18 protein-coding genes and 1 rRNA gene are annotated in these 18,834 nt (G+C 32.3%); 11 read left to right on the top strand and 8 right to left on the bottom strand.

The genetic code is table 11. The features are described 5' to 3' along the window. Positions 1-42: 42 nt before the first annotated feature. The 3 genes from rocD to Z054_RS0124155 all read right to left on the bottom strand — a co-directional run bounded on the left by rocD (position 43) and on the right by Z054_RS0124155 (position 2,337). A complete protein-coding gene (gene rocD, locus Z054_RS0124165) occupies positions 43-1,287 on the bottom strand; it encodes an ornithine--oxo-acid transaminase (protein WP_024772593.1) in 1,245 nt (414 codons plus the stop codon). A gap of 116 nt (positions 1,288-1,403) precedes the next feature. Next, positions 1,404-1,790: a DUF6768 family protein gene (locus Z054_RS0124160; RefSeq protein ID WP_024772592.1), complete on the bottom strand. Its 387-nt coding sequence runs from the start codon at positions 1,788-1,790 to the stop codon at positions 1,404-1,406. After that, positions 1,780-2,337 carry an RNA polymerase sigma factor gene (locus Z054_RS0124155; RefSeq protein WP_024772591.1) on the bottom strand — a complete coding sequence of 186 codons (558 nt, stop codon included), beginning with the start codon at positions 2,335-2,337 and terminating at the stop codon, positions 1,780-1,782. The genes Z054_RS0124160 and Z054_RS0124155 overlap by 11 nt, the downstream gene beginning before the upstream one ends. A 115-nt stretch (positions 2,338-2,452) precedes the next feature. On the opposite strand from Z054_RS0124155, the gene rlmD reads away from it, so the two are divergent. The 3 genes from rlmD (at position 2,453) to Z054_RS0124140 (ending at position 5,028) form a co-directional block, all read left to right on the top strand. Next, a complete protein-coding gene (gene rlmD / locus Z054_RS0124150; RefSeq protein ID WP_024772590.1) occupies positions 2,453-3,862 on the top strand; it encodes a 23S rRNA (uracil(1939)-C(5))-methyltransferase RlmD in 1,410 nt (469 codons plus the stop codon). A gap of 405 nt (positions 3,863-4,267) precedes the next feature. Then, positions 4,268-4,576, top strand: a complete 309-nt coding sequence (locus Z054_RS0124145; RefSeq protein WP_024772589.1) for a hypothetical protein — start codon at positions 4,268-4,270, stop codon at positions 4,574-4,576. A gap of 44 nt (positions 4,577-4,620) precedes the next feature. After that, a complete protein-coding gene (locus Z054_RS0124140; protein ID WP_152538668.1) occupies positions 4,621-5,028 on the top strand; it encodes a hypothetical protein in 408 nt (135 codons plus the stop codon). Between the two features lie 71 nt (positions 5,029-5,099). Here Z054_RS0124140 and Z054_RS0124135 read toward each other — a convergent pair whose 3' ends face one another. Further along, complete coding sequence (locus Z054_RS0124135) at positions 5,100-5,303, bottom strand: hypothetical protein (RefSeq protein WP_024772587.1); 204 nt, start codon at positions 5,301-5,303, stop codon at positions 5,100-5,102. Positions 5,304-5,391: 88 nt separating this feature from the next. Here Z054_RS0124135 and Z054_RS0124130 point away from each other — a divergent pair, with 88 nt between their 5' ends. The 3 genes from Z054_RS0124130 to ggt all read left to right on the top strand — a co-directional run bounded on the left by Z054_RS0124130 (position 5,392) and on the right by ggt (position 8,446). Then, on the top strand, positions 5,392-5,916 hold the full coding sequence (locus Z054_RS0124130) for a DUF6452 family protein (RefSeq protein WP_024772586.1): 525 nt from the start codon (positions 5,392-5,394) through the stop codon (positions 5,914-5,916). Then, entirely contained in the window at positions 5,882-6,592 is a 711-nt protein-coding gene (locus Z054_RS0124125) for a DUF6048 family protein (protein ID WP_024772585.1), read from the top strand. The genes Z054_RS0124130 and Z054_RS0124125 overlap by 35 nt, the downstream gene beginning before the upstream one ends. A 168-nt stretch (positions 6,593-6,760) precedes the next feature. Then, positions 6,761-8,446 (top strand): gamma-glutamyltransferase, encoded by a 1,686-nt coding sequence (gene ggt, locus Z054_RS0124120; RefSeq protein WP_051473888.1) that lies wholly within the window; start codon positions 6,761-6,763, stop codon positions 8,444-8,446. 22 nt (positions 8,447-8,468) lie between these two features. On the opposite strand, the gene Z054_RS0124115 is transcribed toward ggt, so the two are convergent. Together Z054_RS0124115 and Z054_RS32760 are read right to left on the bottom strand one after the other, a co-directional pair. Beyond that, positions 8,469-11,741: a VPS10 domain-containing protein gene (locus Z054_RS0124115; protein ID WP_024772583.1), complete on the bottom strand. Its 3,273-nt coding sequence runs from the start codon at positions 11,739-11,741 to the stop codon at positions 8,469-8,471. 193 nt (positions 11,742-11,934) lie between these two features. Then, positions 11,935-12,342 carry a MerC domain-containing protein gene (locus Z054_RS32760; protein ID WP_084050572.1) on the bottom strand — a complete coding sequence of 136 codons (408 nt, stop codon included), beginning with the start codon at positions 12,340-12,342 and terminating at the stop codon, positions 11,935-11,937. Positions 12,343-12,571: 229 nt separating this feature from the next. On the opposite strand from Z054_RS32760, the gene Z054_RS29160 reads away from it, so the two are divergent. Next, positions 12,572-12,952 carry a Fur family transcriptional regulator gene (locus tag Z054_RS29160; protein WP_161635333.1) on the top strand — a complete coding sequence of 127 codons (381 nt, stop codon included), beginning with the start codon at positions 12,572-12,574 and terminating at the stop codon, positions 12,950-12,952. A gap of 5 nt (positions 12,953-12,957) precedes the next feature. On the opposite strand, the gene Z054_RS0124100 is transcribed toward Z054_RS29160, so the two are convergent. After that, positions 12,958-14,115 (bottom strand): THUMP domain-containing class I SAM-dependent RNA methyltransferase, encoded by a 1,158-nt coding sequence (locus tag Z054_RS0124100; RefSeq protein ID WP_024772580.1) that lies wholly within the window; start codon positions 14,113-14,115, stop codon positions 12,958-12,960. 106 nt (positions 14,116-14,221) lie between these two features. Between Z054_RS0124100 and Z054_RS0124095 the strand changes: the two genes are divergently transcribed. The 4 genes from Z054_RS0124095 to Z054_RS0124080 all read left to right on the top strand — a co-directional run bounded on the left by Z054_RS0124095 (position 14,222) and on the right by Z054_RS0124080 (position 18,592). Then, the gene (locus Z054_RS0124095) at positions 14,222-14,953 is read left to right on the top strand and encodes a class I SAM-dependent methyltransferase (protein ID WP_024772579.1); all 732 of its coding nucleotides are present in this window, start codon (positions 14,222-14,224) and stop codon (positions 14,951-14,953) included. Continuing rightward, positions 14,953-15,630 (top strand): ZIP family metal transporter, encoded by a 678-nt coding sequence (locus Z054_RS0124090; RefSeq protein WP_024772578.1) that lies wholly within the window; start codon positions 14,953-14,955, stop codon positions 15,628-15,630. The genes Z054_RS0124095 and Z054_RS0124090 overlap by 1 nt, the downstream gene beginning before the upstream one ends. Next, a complete protein-coding gene (locus Z054_RS0124085; RefSeq protein ID WP_024772577.1) occupies positions 15,630-16,058 on the top strand; it encodes a DUF4268 domain-containing protein in 429 nt (142 codons plus the stop codon). Before Z054_RS0124090 ends, Z054_RS0124085 begins: the two co-directional genes overlap by 1 nt. 362 nt (positions 16,059-16,420) lie before the next feature. Then, positions 16,421-18,592: an ATP-binding protein gene (locus tag Z054_RS0124080; protein ID WP_024772576.1), complete on the top strand. Its 2,172-nt coding sequence runs from the start codon at positions 16,421-16,423 to the stop codon at positions 18,590-18,592. 44 nt (positions 18,593-18,636) lie between these two features. Here the strand turns inward: Z054_RS0124080 and rrf are convergent. Beyond that, positions 18,637-18,744, bottom strand: a 5S ribosomal RNA gene (rrf, locus tag Z054_RS0124075). Positions 18,745-18,834: the final 90 nt, after the last annotated feature.

Here is an 18,834-nt window from a genome sequence, read left to right as displayed (position 1 = left end):
AGCCTCCTTTTTTTATTCATATAGATTTTGAATAGTATTTCACTATTTTTCAAACTCTTTTAAGGTCTTGATAATAATATTTACACAATCCAGTAATTGTTCTTTATCCATTACCAGAGGTGGTGCAAAACGAATAATATTACCATGGGTTGGTTTAGCCAAAAGACCATTTTCCTTAAGTGCTACACAGATATTCCAGGCAGTATCACTATCCTCAGAATCGTTGATTACAATCGCATTTAACAGTCCTTTACCACGAACTAAATTCGCTATTTTAGACTCCTCAATATATTTACTTAATTCTGATCTAAATAACTGACCTAACTCTTCTGCATTTTCAGCTAATTTTTCATCTCTTACCACTTCTAAAGCAGCTATAGCTACCGCTGCTGCTACTGGGTTACCTCCAAAAGTACTACCGTGATTTCCTGGTCTTATAACACTCATTATTGTGTCATTAGCCAAAACTCCTGATACAGGATATGCTCCTCCACTTAATGCTTTTCCTAGAATCAAAATATCTGGTTTAACATTTTCATGGTCTACCGCTAATAATTTTCCTGTACGCGCGATCCCTGTTTGAACTTCATCTGCAAGAAATAGTACATTATGTTTTTCGCAAAGTGCTTTGGCTTTGGCCAAAAATCCTTCAGAAGGAACATACACACCAGCTTCTCCTTGTATAGGCTCTACCAAAAATCCTGCAACATTAGCATTACTTTCTAAAGCTTGTTCTAAAGCAGATAAGTTATCATATTCAATTTTTATAAATCCTGCAGTATATGGCCCAAAGTTTTTTCTGGCTACTTCATCATTCGAAAATGATATGATTGTTGTTGTTCTTCCATGAAAATTATTTTCACACACAATAATCTGTGCTTCATTTTCTGGTATACCTTTCTTCTCATATGCCCATTTTCTACAAAGTTTCAATGCTGTTTCTACAGCTTCAGCACCGGTATTCATTGGTAATATTTTATCAAAACCAAAAAACTCAGTCGCAAACTTCTCATATTCACCTAATTTATCATTATAAAAGGCTCGTGAGGTTAGCGTTAATGTTTGTGCTTGATTAACCATTGCTCCTACTATTTTAGGATGACAATGTCCTTGATTCACTGCAGAATATGCACTTAAAAAATCATAATACTTTTTTCCTTCTACATCCCAAACATATACACCTTCTCCTTTGTTTAAAACAACCGGTAGTGGATGATAGTTATGAGCTCCGTACTTGTCTTCTAATTCAATTAAATGCTGTGATGACTTTTTCTCTAAGATTGCCATTATTCACGTATTAAAAATAAAACTTTACAATTCCTACTTTGACATAAAGTTCGGGAGAGAAATCATCCTACTGAAGTTGGTTGCAAATTACTAAATATAAGCTTCTTTCTAAAATCTTATTGTGATATTTTTCCAGCTATAGAAGATACTTGTAGTTCTAGCCTTTTAATTTCTCTTAATACTGCATTTTTATCCATTTGCATCCAGGCAAATAATTTGGTCATTCCTATAATCATTATACAGATCGCTCCTCCTGCAAACCATTTTATAAGTTCGTTAGTATTATCAGTATTCAAAAATTGAATAATACAATAGATAAAAAAACCAAAAGCTATTACAGTTGCTATATTCATCAATACAATAATCCATCTGTGTTTAGTGTTAAAAAGCCCTCCTAACATTTCGAAAAGATTTTGTTCATCTAGATCATCATAAAATTTTGCTTCTTCCTGGCTCAATGTTTCTTTAATCAATTGATCGATATCTTTCATTTTATTTTCCATAATTTCTATTTTTTAAAATTAATTTCAGTTTTTCTCTAGCTGTAAACAAACGTGATTTAACAGTACCAGTCGAAACGTTTATAATATCACTTATTTGTTTAATGCTATACTCCTCTATGTAAAAAAGGTTAAGTACTAATTGTTGATTATAAGGTAATTTTTTAATAGAGCTCTTTAATAACACCATTGTATTTTGGTTATTTTGAACATCATCCTCAATACGATTTGTATTACAATCCTTATATGCTTGTAAATGTTCTACTTCCTTTTTATGTTTCCGTAACCAATTAATTGCATTTCTGGTCACAATAGTTAACGCCCAACTCCCAAAACTATTAGAATCTTTTAGACTATTGATTTTTAAAAAAATAGTACTCCAGCTATCTTGAGCAATATCTTTTGAAATTTCCATATCTCGAGTGTACCAATACGCCTGTTTACATAGTTTTGTATGCCATCTTTTAACAAGAAGAGTTACTGCTTTCTTACTTCCTGATTGGCATTGTAATACCAACAAAGAGTCAATTGTTTTATTGGTGTTTGTCATATTGGCCTTTATAGTATAGACGTAGAAATAATAAATAGGTTCATTTTTTTATTTCTTTTTCTAAGATATATTGAAAATTTAATAAGTATATGCTTTCTATTGTTATTTTTGCGCTATGGCAAGGAAAAACAGAAGACAAATCTTTGAGAATATCGAAGTTATTGATGCAGGTGCAAAGGGAAAAAGTATTGCTAAAGCCCCCGATGGGAAAGTAATTTTTGTTAACAATGCAGTTCCTGGAGATGTAGCAGATATCCAAACTACCAAAAAACGTAAAGCCTTTTATGAAGGTTCTGCTACTACTTTTCACAAACTATCAGACAAACGTGTTGAGCCCACTTGTGAGCATTTTGGAACTTGTGGAGGTTGTAAATGGCAGTTTATGGGTTATGAGCATCAACTAGCTTATAAACAACAAGAAATTGTAAATAACCTAACTCGATTAGGTAAAATTGAGCTACCAGAGGTAAGTTCGATACTTGGCTCAGAAGATCAATTTTTCTATAGAAATAAAATGGAATTTTCTTTTAGTGATAGCAGATGGCTAACTCTAGATGAGATTAGAAGTGATTCTGAAATTCAAAATAGAAACGCATTGGGCTTCCATATTCCAGGAATGTGGGATAAAATTCTGGACATCAACAAATGTCATCTACAGGAAGATCCAAGTAATGATATTCGAAATAAAGTAAAAGCTTTTGCCACAGAAAACAACCTTTCTTTTTATAACGCAAGGAATCAGCATGGTTTTTTGCGTACATTGATGATTAGAATTGCATCTACAGGAGAAATTATGGTTTTGTTTCAATTTTTTCATGAAGATGTAGAAAAAAGAACGCTATTATTAGATTATATGGTTTCAGAATTTCCAGAAATCACTTCTCTGCAGTATACAATTAACCCTAAAGGTAATGATACAATTTATGATCAAGAGGTTATTTGTTACAAAGGAAAAGATTACATCGAAGAAGAAATGGAAGGATTGCGGTTTAGAATTAATGCCAAGTCTTTCTATCAAACAAATTCTAAACAAGCATACGAATTATATAAAGTAACTCGAGATTTTGCCAATCTTACAGGAGAAGAATTAGTATATGATCTATATACAGGAACCGGTACTATAGCACAGTTTGTTGCAAAAAAAGCAAAGAAAGTAATCGGCGTAGAGGCAGTTCCCGAAGCTATAGAAGATGCAAAAGAAAATGCAAAACGTAATAATATTGATAATGTAGAATTCTACGTTGGTGACATGAAAAAGGTATTCACCAAAGATTTTATTTCCCTACATGGTCAACCCGAAGTGGTAATTACAGATCCACCAAGAGATGGAATGCATAAAGATGTTGTTGGGCAATTATTAAACATTTCTCCTCAAAAAATAGTGTATGTAAGTTGTAATAGTGCAACACAAGCACGTGATCTTTCATTATTAGATGAGATGTATAAAGTAAGTAAAGTTCAACCCGTTGATATGTTCCCGCAAACATATCACGTAGAGAACGTTGTATTACTTGAAAAAAGATAGATTCATGATCAATTTCTGACAAAACATGAGTCTGCATTAAACTTGTATATCTGCAGATAACCAGAAATTTGATTCAATAATAAATAAAATCGATGAAACATAACACTATTATGTATTTCATCGATTTTTTTATTCATTACATATTCAAGCATTCAATTCGCAATAAATTCATCAACTTCAAATGCTTTATTAGCACATAACCAATCCTTTTAACAAAAAAGTCATTAAACACTACATATCAAGGATTTATCTTGTTTTGTAAAATCAAAATAATTACGGTTAAACCATAAAAAGTTAACTCAAAAACCATATTTAATATCATGAGTTATTTCCTACATTTGTACCCGAAGATTGCTACTACAATAAATTTTATAGTCAAACCTAAGTTTATCAAAACTAACAGTTATGAGAAATGTAGTAAAAATACCCCTGATCTTCATTCTTCTTATTTTAATTTATTTTTTATTTACTACCGGTTCCAGTGATACTGGTCAACATCAAATTAACGAAACCAAAAATCAAGTTGCGCAAGAAGCCATAAAACAATACAATATTGTTAAGCGAAATGGCCCAGGAATAGAGGCATCATTACATGCTGGATTCGTTGCAGAAGCTTTTCTTCAAAGTGGAGATAAAGAAAATTATGCTAGATGGACAAAAATAAAAGAACAAGAAGAACGGGATGCAAAAAATGCTAACGTTAACTTACCATAATATTTCACACACAAACCATCTCACTACCACCAAGGCTTACAATCATGATATTAGACTTTAAAAAAGGAGAGTTTATAATAAAACTCTTCGTAATACCAATTATGTGTATTACAATAGTAATCGGGGCTATTTTTTACACCCAACATCTTAACGACACCAGTCAAATTACAAATTCTAAAAAAACCAACAAAAACACATTTCTTTTTCACAAATCCGAGGCATTAACAGCATCACACTCTATAATCAACAAAAGATTACGATCATCAACTATTATTTCTTTTGGAGAAAGTGATAAAGATGTTAGGATCGTTAATGATTCTACATTTACCGTTATCAATTATGTGGATTGGATAAACCAAAAAGGCGAAAATAGAAGAAACTATTACTGTTGTACAGTGACTTTTAACCACAACTGCAAGGCAAAAGCCCAGAATTTAGTTTTTATGGAATAATTACACCCTTTAGATTATGGCAACTTGATGTAGCAATCTTCTACATTTTCTATTGCGGTGGCCGGGAGCTGTCAAAGGTTCCCGGTTTTTAAAACAAAATAATAATCATCAAAACCATTACTAAAATCCAAATATGGCTTAAGTAGCAACACACCCTCTTTATTCCAGTCCTTTATTTTTGAGAAATAACCAGTACGAATTGGTTTATCTTTTTTATTTTTGGTCACGCAAATAGCAATTTGAAACTTATTTTGTTTCAATATTTTTGCATTCATCTAATCGTATTTTTATTCTCGTAATATTGTGGATAGTTGCGAAAAACCATGTTTATCAAAATGTGGTTGAGATAGAAAAAAATATTATATGAGAGTATACAAATATTCGTTATTTATATTAATTGGAGTCTTGGTTTTATATTCAAACTTAAGTTGTGAACGAGACGATATATGTGCAGAAGGTACTCCTACTACACCTTTTCTGGTTATAAAATTTATTGACTTTGACACAAGTACACAAGTAAAAGCTCCATTAGAGCTACAGGTAAAAGCAGTTGGTATAGAAACTCCATTTACTTTAGGTACAGTAACAGATTCTATTCTAATACCGCTAAGAAATAATGTATCTATTACTGATTATGAATTTACTATAAATTCTGACATTACTAATAATAGTGATACTGATCCCCTTCCTAATAAAGATACTGTAAGTTTTCAATACACAACAGAAGAAGAATATGTAAGTAGTGCTTGTGGATTTAAGATCAATTACAAAGGTCTAACGGTATCTCCCGTAGAAGCTGGAGATGATGGGAGTTGGATCAAAAATATAACAATACAAAGAGAGAACGTAACCGATGAAACAACTGCACACGTATTTATTTTTCATTAGCATCTTGATCACCGGCTATTTCTATGGGCAAGAAGAACCAAAGGTTAGTGTAAAAGACACTCTTCCTCCCTCAGAAAAGTATGGTTTTAGAGCAGGAGTTGACCTCGGTCGATTAATCCGAACAGCAGTTGATGACAACTATTCTGGATTCGAAATTGTTGGGGATTATAGATTTTATAAAAAATTCTATCTCGCCGCCGAAATAGGTAATGAATCCTTAATAAGAGATGAAGAAAACATTAACACAAAAGGCTCTGGAAGCTATGCAAGAGTAGGTATAGATTATAACATATATGACAATTGGTACGGAATGCAAAACAGCATCTACGTAGGGCTACGGTATGGGTTTTCTACTTTTGATCAAACACTGAATGATTATTCTATTTTTACAAGCACAGATTATTTTGGACCAAATCAAATAACCGGAAGCATCAAATCTGATGGCTTAAATGCCAGCTGGATAGAATTAGTTCTTGGTATTAAAGTAGAACTTATAAGTAATCTATATCTGGGAGCTAATGTATCTCTTAGAAGTCTTGTTAGTGAAAAAAAACCTGATAGATTCGATAATTTATATATTCCTGGATTTGGTCGTACTAATGATTACAGTAGTATCGGTGTAGGCTATGGATATTCTATAAGTTATTTGATTCCGTTTTTTAAGAAAAGAAAGTAGTAGTAATAACCGTTCTTCCTTCTCACTTTAGTTATTCATTTGGCTATATTTCACAATAGCCTCACTTCATAATAAACTTGCAATTAATCATTTTGCTAGGTATCTTATCAATTATTATGGGGTATTGCTTATCTTGTTTGGATATTTTATCATCTCATAATCATTCACATGAAATCATTTAATACTCTTTGCATTCTATTTTTGGTACCTATAAGTATTGTTTTCTCCCAAGATCGAATTACCGGTAAAAATTTTGCCACACGATCTGAAGTAATTGCCACCCACGGAATGGCAGCTACCAGTCATCCACTGGCTACACAAACTGCTCTTGATATTTTAAAACAAGGAGGTAATGCAATTGATGCAGCAATTGCGGCCAATGCAATGCTTGGATTAATGGAACCAACAGGAAATGGTATAGGCGGTGATTTGTTTGCTATTGTGTGGGATGCTAAAACAAAAAAATTATATGGATTAAATGCTAGTGGGCGATCTCCCGAAAAGTTAACTTTAGAATATTTCAAGAAAAACAACCATACTAAAATACCATCTCATGGTCCTCTTCCTGTTTCTGTTCCCGGCTGTGTAGATGGGTGGTATCAACTACACGGTAAGTTTGGTAAATTAGATATGAAAAAGATTTTACAACCAACTATTAATTATGCTCGCGAAGGTTTTCCTGTAACCGAATTGGTTGCATATTATATGCAATTAAGTGCTAAGTTTTTATCAAAATATCCAGGTTTTGAAACAACATATATGCCTAAGGGTTCTGCTCCAAAAAAAGGAGAGGTTTTTAAAAATCTTTTTTTAGCGAATACACTAGAAAAAATTGCAAATGAGGGTAGAGATACTTTCTACAAAGGAGATATTGCTAGAATTATTGCAAAGTATGTGAAAGAAAATGGTGGGTTTCTTAGCTATGATGATCTAAAAAATCATACTTCAGAATGGGTAGAACCTGTATCTACAAACTATCGAGGATACGATGTATGGGAATTACCTCCTAACGGACAAGGGATAGCTGCCCTGCAAATGCTAAACATTCTCGAAGAATATGATTTAAAATCTATGGGATTTGGCACAACAGAATATCTACATGTACTGACTGAAGCTAAAAAACTAGCCTATGAAGACCGGGCAAAATTTTATGCAGATCCAGATTTTAATACTATTCCTGTAAAACAGCTTGTTTCTAAAGACTACGCCACAAAAAGACGAAAACTTATTGATGAAAATAAAGCTGCAAAAACATATGATGCCGGGAATCTTAATAATGGAGATACCATATATCTCACTGTGGCAGATGAAGAAGGCAATATGGTATCCTTAATACAAAGTAATTATAGAGGTATGGGGTCTGGAATGACACCAACCGAACTTGGTTTTATTTTACAAGACAGAGGTGAATTATTTTCGTTGAAAGAAGGACATTTTAATACCTATGAGCCTAAAAAAAGACCTTTTCATACCATAATTCCTGCATTTGTTACTAAAGACGGAAAACCTTTTATGAGTTTTGGACTTATGGGTGGAGGTATGCAACCCCAAGGTCATGTACAGATTATTGTTAATATGGTTGATTTTGGAATGAATCTACAAGAAGCTGGCGATGCTCCTAGAATAAACCATATGGGATCGTCTCAACCCACAGGAGAAGAAATGACCAGTGGAGGAACATTACATATTGAATCTGGAATTTCTTATGAGACAATTAGAGGGCTGCTTTCTAAAGGTCATAACGTATCGTATGCTTTAGGTCCTTATGGTGGCTACCAGGCCATTATGATAAAAGATGGTGTCTACTATGGAGCTTCTGAATCTCGCAAAGATGGCCAGGCAGCTGGGTATTAACCTAATAACAAACTTCTAGTAATTACTCCTCAATAAACGGAGCACCTGCTTCCTTTAGTGCTTTTGAAAATGAGTTCATTTCATTGTTCAAAACAGTAAACTTAGAAGTGATAACTTTTAATTGATCATCAATTATTTTCATTGTTTCCAAATGTGTACTGGTCGGTCCATAGGTAGATCTATCTACGCCTTTATAAATAGAAAACATTCTATTTTCAATGGTAGGCTTTGTCTTCTCGCCCACTCGCTGTTTAGAATTATTTCCAAAGAATTCCTTATTCAGATCTGCCATACTTCCCTCTAAAGTATTTAAGCGATTATCTAAATCTCCAGGAGCACTATTTGTTCTTTGCAAAGCTGCTTTCATGGCTTTAATACGTTTTCCTGCTTTGTTCACTTGCATATTTAGAGTAGAAACTCTACCAATTGTATTTTCATAACTTCTCCAGAATGTTGTCACTTTTTCAAGTGTAGCTCCTTTTAATGCACCATTATACATACGCTTAACCATAAAAGAAACAGGATTTGAAAGTTGAGTCACTTTTCCATTTACAACTTTGGATAGTGTGGCTGTATATTTTCCTGGTGCAACCATAAACCCTCTAGGCGGCCCAAATGAGTTTTCTTGTTTTTCTAAAGAAATTGCATCCGTAGCTGGATATCGTAAATCCCATGCCACTCTATGAAAACCTGATTTAACAGGTCCTTCAATTCTACGAATAGTCTTTCCCACACTATTTGTTATTGCCAATAGTATACGAGGTTTACTTTCTGTTCGTTCTGCTTCTACATTATCCCAACCAGGAAAAACAATATCTTTTCCTTTATTCTTTTTCTCTATTTCCTGTCGGTTTTCTTTGCTGGTTTTTAATCCATCCTTTAAATAGTATGTTAATACAGCTCCGAAATCAGGATTAGGAGCTACATAATGTGATGCTCCCTGACTTCCTTTTTTATCATCAAAACTTAAACTAGGTCTTGGAATATACCACCATGCATCTCGTGTTGGAAATAGTACAGCTTCTTCTTTCAGCTTAGCTTCAGAAACACTTCTCAAAAGAGAAAAATCATCAAATATAAAAAAGCCTCTCCCAAAAGAAGCTCCTACTAAATCATTCTCTTTACGTTGAATTACCAAATCTCGAAATGAAATTGTAGGTATACCTCCTTTCAATTTTACCCAACGACTGCCACCATTTATTGTGAAATAAATTCCAAATTCTGTGGCAGCAAATAAAAGGTTAGGTTGTATATGATCTTGTACAATTCTCCATACCAATGTTCTTTTCGGAAGATTTCCTTTAATAGATTTCCAAGTTCTACCATTATCTGTACTTTTTACCAAATAGGGATTAAAATCTCCATATTTATGATTATCAAGAGCGACATATACTGTGTTTGTATCAAAAAGATCTGCCTTAATATCATTAACAAAAGCTGTTGCCGGAACTCCCGGGAGTGTACCAACATTAATTTTTCGCCAATTCTTTCCTCCATCTTCTGTCGCTTGAATAATTCCATCATCAGTTCCTGCATAAAGAACACCTTCTTGTTTTGGAGATTCTGCTATCGAAGTGATTGTATTATAATTAGACATGGCCAAGAAATCCCAGGGCGAATCCCATGATTGTTTTTTGCCCATAATAGACAATTCTATTCTTTCCTGGTTTTTGGTTAAGTCACCAGATATAGTCGTCCATTTATCTCCCCTATTATCAGATCTCCATACACGATGAGAAGCAAAATAGATACGGGCAGGATCATGAGCACTTACCAAAATAGGAGCATCCCAATTAAAGCGTTCAAAATTCTCTTCTGCTGCGGGCTGGGGTTGGATATCAATCACTTCTCCTGTACTTAAATCTACACGAGTTAAATTCCCCTCTTGTCGCTCTGCATACATAATGTTAGGGTTTCCTGGTTCTGTAGCAGGTTGATGGCCATCCCAATTTAGTACAATCTTCCAATCAGAATTTTGAATTCCATGTAAGTTATCAGTTCTTGATGGTCCACCTTGTGTGCTATTATCCTGGGTTCCGCCATAAATATTGTAAAAAGGCTCAGAATCATCTACAGCTACTTTATAATATTGTGTTACAGGAAGGTTCTCTATAAACCTCCAATTTTTAGTAAGATCAAAAGTTTCATATAGTCCTCCATCTGTTCCTACCAAAAGGTAATCAGGATCTTCTTTCTTAAAAGCTATAGCATGATTATCTCCATGTTTATGTTCTTCATTCATCCTTTTAAACGTCTTCCCACCATCTTCAGAAATTTGCATCGTATTATCTACCAAGTATAATCTTTCAAAATGATGTGGAGATGCATATAATTCTTGATAATAGTGCGGTCCGGTAGCACCGGCAACGGCATTAGATTGTTTTTCCCAAGTGGTGCCACGATCTGCAGAACGATATACTCCCCCAGTTCTTCGATCCAGTTCAATAGCCGCATATAAAATATCAGGCTGTTGTGGTGAAATGGTTAACCCTATTTTGCCCATCCAGGACTTGGGAAGTCCATTTTTGAGTTTTTCCCATGTTTCCCCACCATCTGTACTGCGATGTAAACCAGATCCCGGGCCTCCACCCATATAAGCTGCAACTGTACGATGCCTTTGCCATGTAGCCGCATAGAGTCGATCTGGATTTCTTGGATCTATTACCAAATCGGTAACACCAACCCAAGTATCGTCTCCTAAGGTTTTTTTCCATGTTTTTCCCCCATCGTTAGATTTATATAACCCTCTATCTCCTCCTTTTTTCCATAGAGGACCTTGAACAGCCACCCAAAGTACATTAGAATTTTCTGGGTGTATAATAATTTTAGAAATATGTTCTGATGTCTTTAATCCCATATTGGTCCATGAAGCTCCTCCATCATTACTACGGTAGATACCATCACCATATCCCATATGACGTCCTCCTACATTCTCTCCGGTACCCACCCATATAGTATTATGATTAATGGGGTCTATAGTTACACAACCAATAGAATATGATGTTTGATCATCAAATATTGGTTTCCAGGTAGTTCCTGAATTTACAGTTTTCCATACTCCCCCCGAAGCAACAGCTACATACCAAATACTTTCGTTTTTGGGGTGAATAGCAACATCAGCGATCCTACCGGACATAAAAGCCGGGCCTATGTTTCTTAATTTTAATCCAGAGAATATTGAATCAGAGAGTACTGTCGATGCTTCTTGTTTTGCTTTAACTCGTTGCCCATAAACTGAAAAAGTAAATGCAAGTAAAAATATTATGAAAAAGAATTGTGTGAATTTTGTTTTCATGAGAGTATAATTGATGGTTAGCTTCAAAAAGAAATAGAAAATTATTGTTATTTCAATAATAATCTCTTAACAAAAACATAAAAGTGTATAAATAAAACTTTACAGGTTTACATTTTCCTATTTTTAGCCTTATCACTTAGATATCAAAGTTTTAAAAGAGAATAAATAAACCATAGGTAATAATGATTCTATTCTATCGATGCATTTGTTTAATCTTACAACTTTTATAATCTCTCGTGAATTTCCAATTATAATAATGTGCAAGTATCAAAAAAAACGTTCCTAAAAAATGTAACACCCTTTCTACCAAATGGTTTTCTATTAAAAACCCAATACTAAAAAAAGCTAATGTTGCTAGGTACAAAAAAACAGGTAATGGTTTACCATGGTATTTCCTATATCCATTATATATTGCAAACATTGCAATCATCAAACTGGCTCCTATTAAAAAAAATTCGTAGAAATCATCAGTCAGAAAAACAATACCCATCAAAGGAAAAAGAGTTATACATATTGGTAAAAGTATACAATGAAGCATACACAAAAATGATGCAGAAAACCCAATGAAATCCCAATTTATACGTATTGTTTTTTGTATCATAGTAATATAAAATTGATCAATTGTTATAAATCCTATCCTTATTTTTTAGAACAAGAGCTTCTTAACTCTACTTTATTATTAACTCTAATATTAAATACTATTTTTTTATCTGAATTAAAAATTCGTACAGTGGCAATCAGATTTTTTTTGTAATTTTCAATAGTAAACTATGCTAAAGCAACAGTGTTGCAATAATACAAAAAATATAGTTTTCAATTATATTTTGGGAATGAAAAAAACAAGAAATACACAGAAACAGGATTTTGTTATTGATATACTTACAGATGCGAAGCATACTATGTCTGTAGAGGCTATTTTAAAAGCAATGCCTATAAAAGTCAATAAAACTACTGTATATAGAATCTTAGAGCGGTTTGCCGAAAAGGGTAAAGTACATTTTGTAACAGGAGAGGATGGAAAAGCTTATTATGCACTTTGTAATGATTGTGATATCAAACACGAAATGCATAATCATATCCATTTTCAATGTAAATCTTGTAACAAAGTAACTTGTCTACCTCATAAAATAGAGGTTCCAGAACTTAAAGATTTTAAAATACAAGAAACTCAATTCCTAATGATAGGAATTTGTGATGCGTGCATAGATTAGAGTGCTTAATTCTGATATTTTGCCTTTTTACTTCCAGCATACATTTCATACTTAACTAATCTGGCTTCTAATTTTCCGTTAAAGACTTTTATTTTTCGGGATGGTCGAAGTCCTACATGTTTTAACGCTTCAAGATTTGCAGTAATAAACCACGCGTTGGTACCTGGGTAATTTCGTTTCAATGTGTCCCCTATTTGAGAATAAAACTCTTCTATATTAATTTCTAATCGTTCGTCATAAGGAGGATTAAATACAATATGAAGTGGTCCTTCGACTTCTTTTTCAGATTCAAAGAAGTCTCCTTCTTTTATTTTTACAAAATCAGTAAGATTAGCGTTTTCTATATTAACATTTGCCTTTCTAACAGCAGAGTATTCTTTATCTATTCCAATTATTGAATGATGGAAATCTCTTGTTTTATTCAGACAGGCTTCTTCTATTTTTTCAAACAGGTCTAAATCCCAATCCAACCATTTTTCGAAAGCAAACTCTTTACGATTTATATTTGCAGGAATATTACAAGCAATCATAGCTGCTTCGATAGCCATAGTACCACTACCACACATAGGATCTAGAAAATCGCTTTGTCCATCCCAACCAGAAAGTAATAACAAGCCAGCTGCCAAGACTTCATTAATCGGAGCAATATTAGTTGCTGTGCGATATCCTCTATGATGCAATGAACCACCAGAACTGTCTAATGATACTGTACATAGATCACGTTGGATATGAATATCAATCGAAAGATCAGGATGTTCTGTATCTACATTTGGTCTCTCACCTGTTTCTTCTCTAAACTGATCTACAATTGCATCTTTTGTCTTTAATGCAATGAACTTAGAATGACTAAAAATGGTAGAATTAACTGTAGTAGAAATAGCAAAAGTGTCTTCTAAACCTAAATACTCTTGCCATCGTATACTTTGAATAAAATCATATATATCCTTTTCGTTTCTTACCTTTTGGGAAGTAATTGGTTTTAAAATTTTTACTGCAGTTCTTAAACACAAATTTGCCTTATACATAAAACCTGTATCGCCGTAAAAACTAACCATACGGTTTCCAATTTCTACTTTTTGAGCACCTATTTTTCTAAGTTCATTTGCAAGAACTTCTTCAAAACCATAAAGGGTTTTGGCTACCATTTTAAACGAATTACTCACTATTCTTATTTTCGACACGAAGGTATTTAAATTTTTAAGTGTAAAGGTTTAAAACTTTAAACGACTTCTATAATTAAACCGTAAAAATACACTAATTTTGCGCCCTATGCTAAAAGATTCAACAATGTGGTATGCATCATGGTTTGACACACCATACTATCATATCTTATATAAAGATAGAAATCACACTGAGGCTAAAGACTTTATGGATAACATCACTAAGTATCTAAGTTTAGAAACTGGTGAAAAAATTTTGGATTTAGCTTGTGGTAAAGGTAGACATAGTATCTATTTAAATACATTAGGTTATGATGTAACTGGTGTAGATCTCTCTAAAAACAGTATTGAATATGCTTCACAATTTGAAAATGAGACCTTAAAATTTAAGGTTCACGATATGTGCCAACCATATTCTGAGAAATTCTCTGCTGTTTTTAATCTTTTTACCAGCTTTGGCTATTTTGACAAAGAAGAAGATAATCTAAATACGATTAAGGCAATTAAATCAGATTTAAATGAAAAAGGATTTGGTGTTATTGATTTTATGAATGTTGATTATATCATTCAAAATCTCATCGCCGAAGAAACAAAAGTAGTTAATAACATCTCATTTAATATTAAGAGATACTTTCAAGATGGATATATCTTTAAAGAAATTAGATTTAGGGATAATAACGAGGATTTTTTATTTACAGAACGTGTTAAGAGCATTACACTAAGTGATTTTGAAAATTATTTTGCAAATGCCAATGTAAACTTGTTGGATATTTTTGGCAATTACCAACTTCAAAAATTTGATAAAACTACTTCGCCAAGACTCATATTAATTTTTAAATAGTGTACAACTATATATTATCCATAACTGCTGTATTTATAGGAGCTTTATTAGTTTTTATTTTTAAAACTTCTAATCAAAAGAGTTTAAAACTACTTTTAGCTTTTAGTGGTGCTTTCCTTCTTGCAATTACCATTTTTGATTTATTACCAGAGGTATTTGAGGATAACCTCTTTGCAAAACGTACTGGTGTTTGGATTATGATTGGTATTCTTCTTCAAAAAGTTCTAGAATATTTCTCTAAAGGAGCAGAACATGGACACATACACCTTAATGAAGAGACTCATCAGATTCCAAAATTATTATTTATTAGTTTAGGTTTACATGCTATACTTGAAGGGTTTCCGATACATCATACAGATGGGATTCTGTTAGGTATAATTATACATAAAATTCCGATTGCAATGATTTTGACTACTTTTTTATTAAATACCAAAATCAAAAAAAGTGTTATTATCATATCATTGACGTTATTTGCGCTAATGACACCTCTTGGAACTTTTATTGCTGAAAATTTCACTGCAGTTCAGAATTACTATAAAGAAATTACTGCATTGGTTATTGGTATATTTCTACATGTATCGACCACAATTCTTTTTGAAAGCAATGAAGGCCATAAATTTAATATTACAAAGCTTATGGTTATTCTTATAGCTACCATTACAGCATATCTTATATAATGTTTAGCAAATCAGAATCAAAACAAATACGTCAGGAATTCTGGACCAGCTTTGGTAAAGGATACCCTCGTAAGTGGCTTTTGTATAATACCAAAATTAAAGATGTAACTCTTAAATTTACATTTACAACAAAAAAAGCTCAAGTATCTATTGATATTGAACCCTATGATGAGATAATCAAGGCATATTATTATGACAAACTCATTAGTTTAAAAAACATTCTTACCACTGAATTTTTAGAAGACATTATCTATGAACAATTCTATGAACTTGATAACGGTAAAATTGTATCTCGCATATATGTAGAGATAGATAATGTGAGTATTCATAATAAAAGCACCTGGGAAGAAACTATGGTTTTTTTATCAAAAAACATGGATAAACTTGAAGAATTCTTCTTGGGATATAAAAAATATATTAGTGACTAAAAATATTCGGCAATCAATTTATCTGATACATAATCCTTCCTTATAACCACTATATCTTACCAAAAGATTAAAATCAGTTGATTCATTATATATAAAGCCTATCTCTTTTTAATTAAAAACTGATATACAGACTGGTAGACTATAATTATAGCCTTTCCAAGAGTTTAATCAGGTTATTTTAATAAAAAGTAAGTTTAGGACTACAATTATATCTTAAAAATCAATGAATATTATTATTTAATCATGATTTTATGCATTTAAACCGATTATTTGTTAATTTTTTGATATATTTAAGCACCCCTAATCTATGTTGAACAATGAAGACTGTCAAAATTAAGAAGCATTACATATGTTTATTATGTATGAGTTTGCTTTATTCTATTGCATATACTCAACAATATGAAGAAATGTCTTTTTCGGAATTAGAAAATGCAATTATCCACACTGAAGACCATTTAAATTCAACAATAAGAAGAGCCAATGGCATCATGATTATTGAGACAATAATTGATATTTCAGAAAAATTTAATCCTAAGCAAGAATATTATCTAAAAGGATACTCATACAATTTACTTGGAAAAATTCACTTTTCGACTAAAGATTATAAAGAAGCACTTAGAAACTATAAAATTGCCGAATTATTCATAAAAGAACTTGAAGGCTTCCCTGAACTAGCCATAGATATAAATAACAACATTGCCCTGGTTTACATAAATGGGTTTAATAAACCCAAAAAAGCTCTTAGAAGAATAAAGCATATCTATGAAAAATCTGATGATCTAAATGAAAACTCTCAACATATTTTAGCTTTAAACCTGGCGAATATTTATATAAAAACAAAGAATTACAATAAAGCTTATCATCTATTAGAAAAGTGCAAGAAATATTTTATTAATCAACAACAACACCCTTCAAAACTAGCCACTACATATACCAGTTATGGTGAATATTATTATCATAATAAAAGGTATAATACTGCTATAAAGTATTATGAATTAGCTGCTACCATTGCTGAAAAAAACCAACTATTTAGACAAGCGATGACTATTTACAAAAAATATGAAAATTTATTGGTTAAAATCGGAAAAGAAGATAAGGCTTATTTAATTCTAAAAAAGTACACTAAACATCACCAAACAGCACTTGATATAGAAAAATTAGAAGCCGAACAATATAAAAAACAATTAATTGTAAGTGAGGAAAAAAATACTATAGAAACTCAAAAAGCACAACAATCAAAGACCATATCTATTTTTACGGTCTCTCTACTTCTATTATGTTTAATCCTCTTTTGTTTCTTTATTTACAACCATAGAAAAACAAAAATTCTTGGAAAATCTCTTGCTCTACGAAATAAACAACTTAAAATTTCAAAAGAAAAATCTGACCACTTAGCGGCGGTAAAAACAAAATTCATATCTACTGTTAGTCATGAACTCAGAACTCCGTTATATGGAGTTGTAGGGCTATCATCAATTCTAATGGAACGAATTAAAGATGAAGAAAATCATAAGTTTATAAAACTGATGAAATTTTCGGCAGATCACCTATTAAATCTTATTAATGATGTACTTCAAGTTTCTAAAATGGAGTCTTATGAGATACGTCTTGACAAATCCACTTATGATATTAAAAATCTAGCAGATGATATTAAAAATTCATTCGAATATCAAGCTGATAAAAATGGCAATACTTTGCATCTTAATTTTGATCCAAATATTCCAAATTTGCTTATTGGCGATTCCGTGAGATTATCTCAGATTTTTATTAATCTTATCAGTAATGCTAACAAATTTACCAAAAAAGGAAATATTTGGTTGAATTTTATAAACCCAATTATTACTGATGGCATGGTCGAAATCACTTTTGAAATAAAAGATGATGGAAGAGGAATTCCTTTAGAGAAACAAAAAATAATCTTTGATAAATTTTCTCAAGCCAATTCCAAAGATCATACTACAGGAACTGGTCTTGGATTACATATAGTTAAGAACTTAGTTAATTTACACGGAGGAGATATCAAAATAAAAAGTTTTCCAGGACAAGGTTCTACATTTTATTTCACTATCTCTTTTGAAATTGATACTGTAAGTGAGATAAACAATAAAACAAATAACACCAAAAACTGTATCTCATTATTAAACACTAAAGATTATAATATTCTAATTGTTGAGGATAATAAAATAAATCAAATAGTTACACAAAACATTCTTAAAACAAAGGGATACTATTCTGAAATTGCTGATGATGGACTTATAGCTATCGAAATGGTGAAAGAAAAAAAGTATGACCTTATATTAATGGATTTAAATATGCCAAACATGGGTGGAATGGAATCTACTAAAATAATTAGAGAATTTAACTCTCACGTACCTATTATAGCATTGACGGCCTCAGATACACAAGATACTATAAAAGCAATACTTAATTCAGATTCTGGTTTTAGTGATTTCATGAGAAAGCCTTACAAAAGCGAAGAGTTTTTTCGAAAAATTGAATTAAATATTTCTAGTACAATTTCAAAAGCTTCTTAAATTGCATAAAAAAAACCCTTCATAATATTATGAAGGGTTTTCAAGGAAGGCGGCGACCTACTCTCCCACGATTGTAGTACCATTGGCGCTAACGGGCTTAACTTCTCTGTTCGGAATGGTAAGAGGTGAGCCCCGATGCTATAACCACCTTAAGCTTATTCCTGCGTAGGGAAGGAATCTTTTTAACAGATTCGCTAACCTTGGCTAGGAAATTCCCGTCTTCACGGGAATAAATATCTTAA

This window comes from Aquimarina macrocephali JAMB N27 (assembly GCF_000520995.1).
In the GTDB taxonomy this organism is placed as follows: Bacteria; Bacteroidota; Bacteroidia; order Flavobacteriales; family Flavobacteriaceae; genus Aquimarina; species Aquimarina macrocephali.
The sequence above is the reverse complement of the archived record's forward strand: the minus strand, read 5'-3'. Positions and strand labels throughout refer to the sequence as shown.

Coding starts and splice junctions, on each gene's coding strand:
- rocD (WP_024772593.1), bottom strand. CDS start 1,287: ATGGCAATCTTAGAGAAAAAGTCATCACAGCATTTAATTGAATTAGAA.
- Z054_RS0124160 (WP_024772592.1), bottom strand. CDS start 1,790: ATGGAAAATAAAATGAAAGATATCGATCAATTGATTAAAGAAACATTG.
- Z054_RS0124155 (WP_024772591.1), bottom strand. CDS start 2,337: ATGACAAACACCAATAAAACAATTGACTCTTTGTTGGTATTACAATGC.
- rlmD (WP_024772590.1), top strand. CDS start 2,453: ATGGCAAGGAAAAACAGAAGACAAATCTTTGAGAATATCGAAGTTATT.
- Z054_RS0124145 (WP_024772589.1), top strand. CDS start 4,268: ATGAGAAATGTAGTAAAAATACCCCTGATCTTCATTCTTCTTATTTTA.
- Z054_RS0124140 (WP_152538668.1), top strand. CDS start 4,621: ATGATATTAGACTTTAAAAAAGGAGAGTTTATAATAAAACTCTTCGTA.
- Z054_RS0124135 (WP_024772587.1), bottom strand. CDS start 5,303: ATGAATGCAAAAATATTGAAACAAAATAAGTTTCAAATTGCTATTTGC.
- Z054_RS0124130 (WP_024772586.1), top strand. CDS start 5,392: ATGAGAGTATACAAATATTCGTTATTTATATTAATTGGAGTCTTGGTT.
- Z054_RS0124125 (WP_024772585.1), top strand. CDS start 5,882: ATGAAACAACTGCACACGTATTTATTTTTCATTAGCATCTTGATCACC.
- ggt (WP_051473888.1), top strand. CDS start 6,761: ATGAAATCATTTAATACTCTTTGCATTCTATTTTTGGTACCTATAAGT.
- Z054_RS0124115 (WP_024772583.1), bottom strand. CDS start 11,741: ATGAAAACAAAATTCACACAATTCTTTTTCATAATATTTTTACTTGCA.
- Z054_RS32760 (WP_084050572.1), bottom strand. CDS start 12,342: ATGATACAAAAAACAATACGTATAAATTGGGATTTCATTGGGTTTTCT.
- Z054_RS29160 (WP_161635333.1), top strand. CDS start 12,572: ATGAAAAAAACAAGAAATACACAGAAACAGGATTTTGTTATTGATATA.
- Z054_RS0124095 (WP_024772579.1), top strand. CDS start 14,222: ATGCTAAAAGATTCAACAATGTGGTATGCATCATGGTTTGACACACCA.
- Z054_RS0124085 (WP_024772577.1), top strand. CDS start 15,630: ATGTTTAGCAAATCAGAATCAAAACAAATACGTCAGGAATTCTGGACC.
- Z054_RS0124080 (WP_024772576.1), top strand. CDS start 16,421: ATGAGTTTGCTTTATTCTATTGCATATACTCAACAATATGAAGAAATG.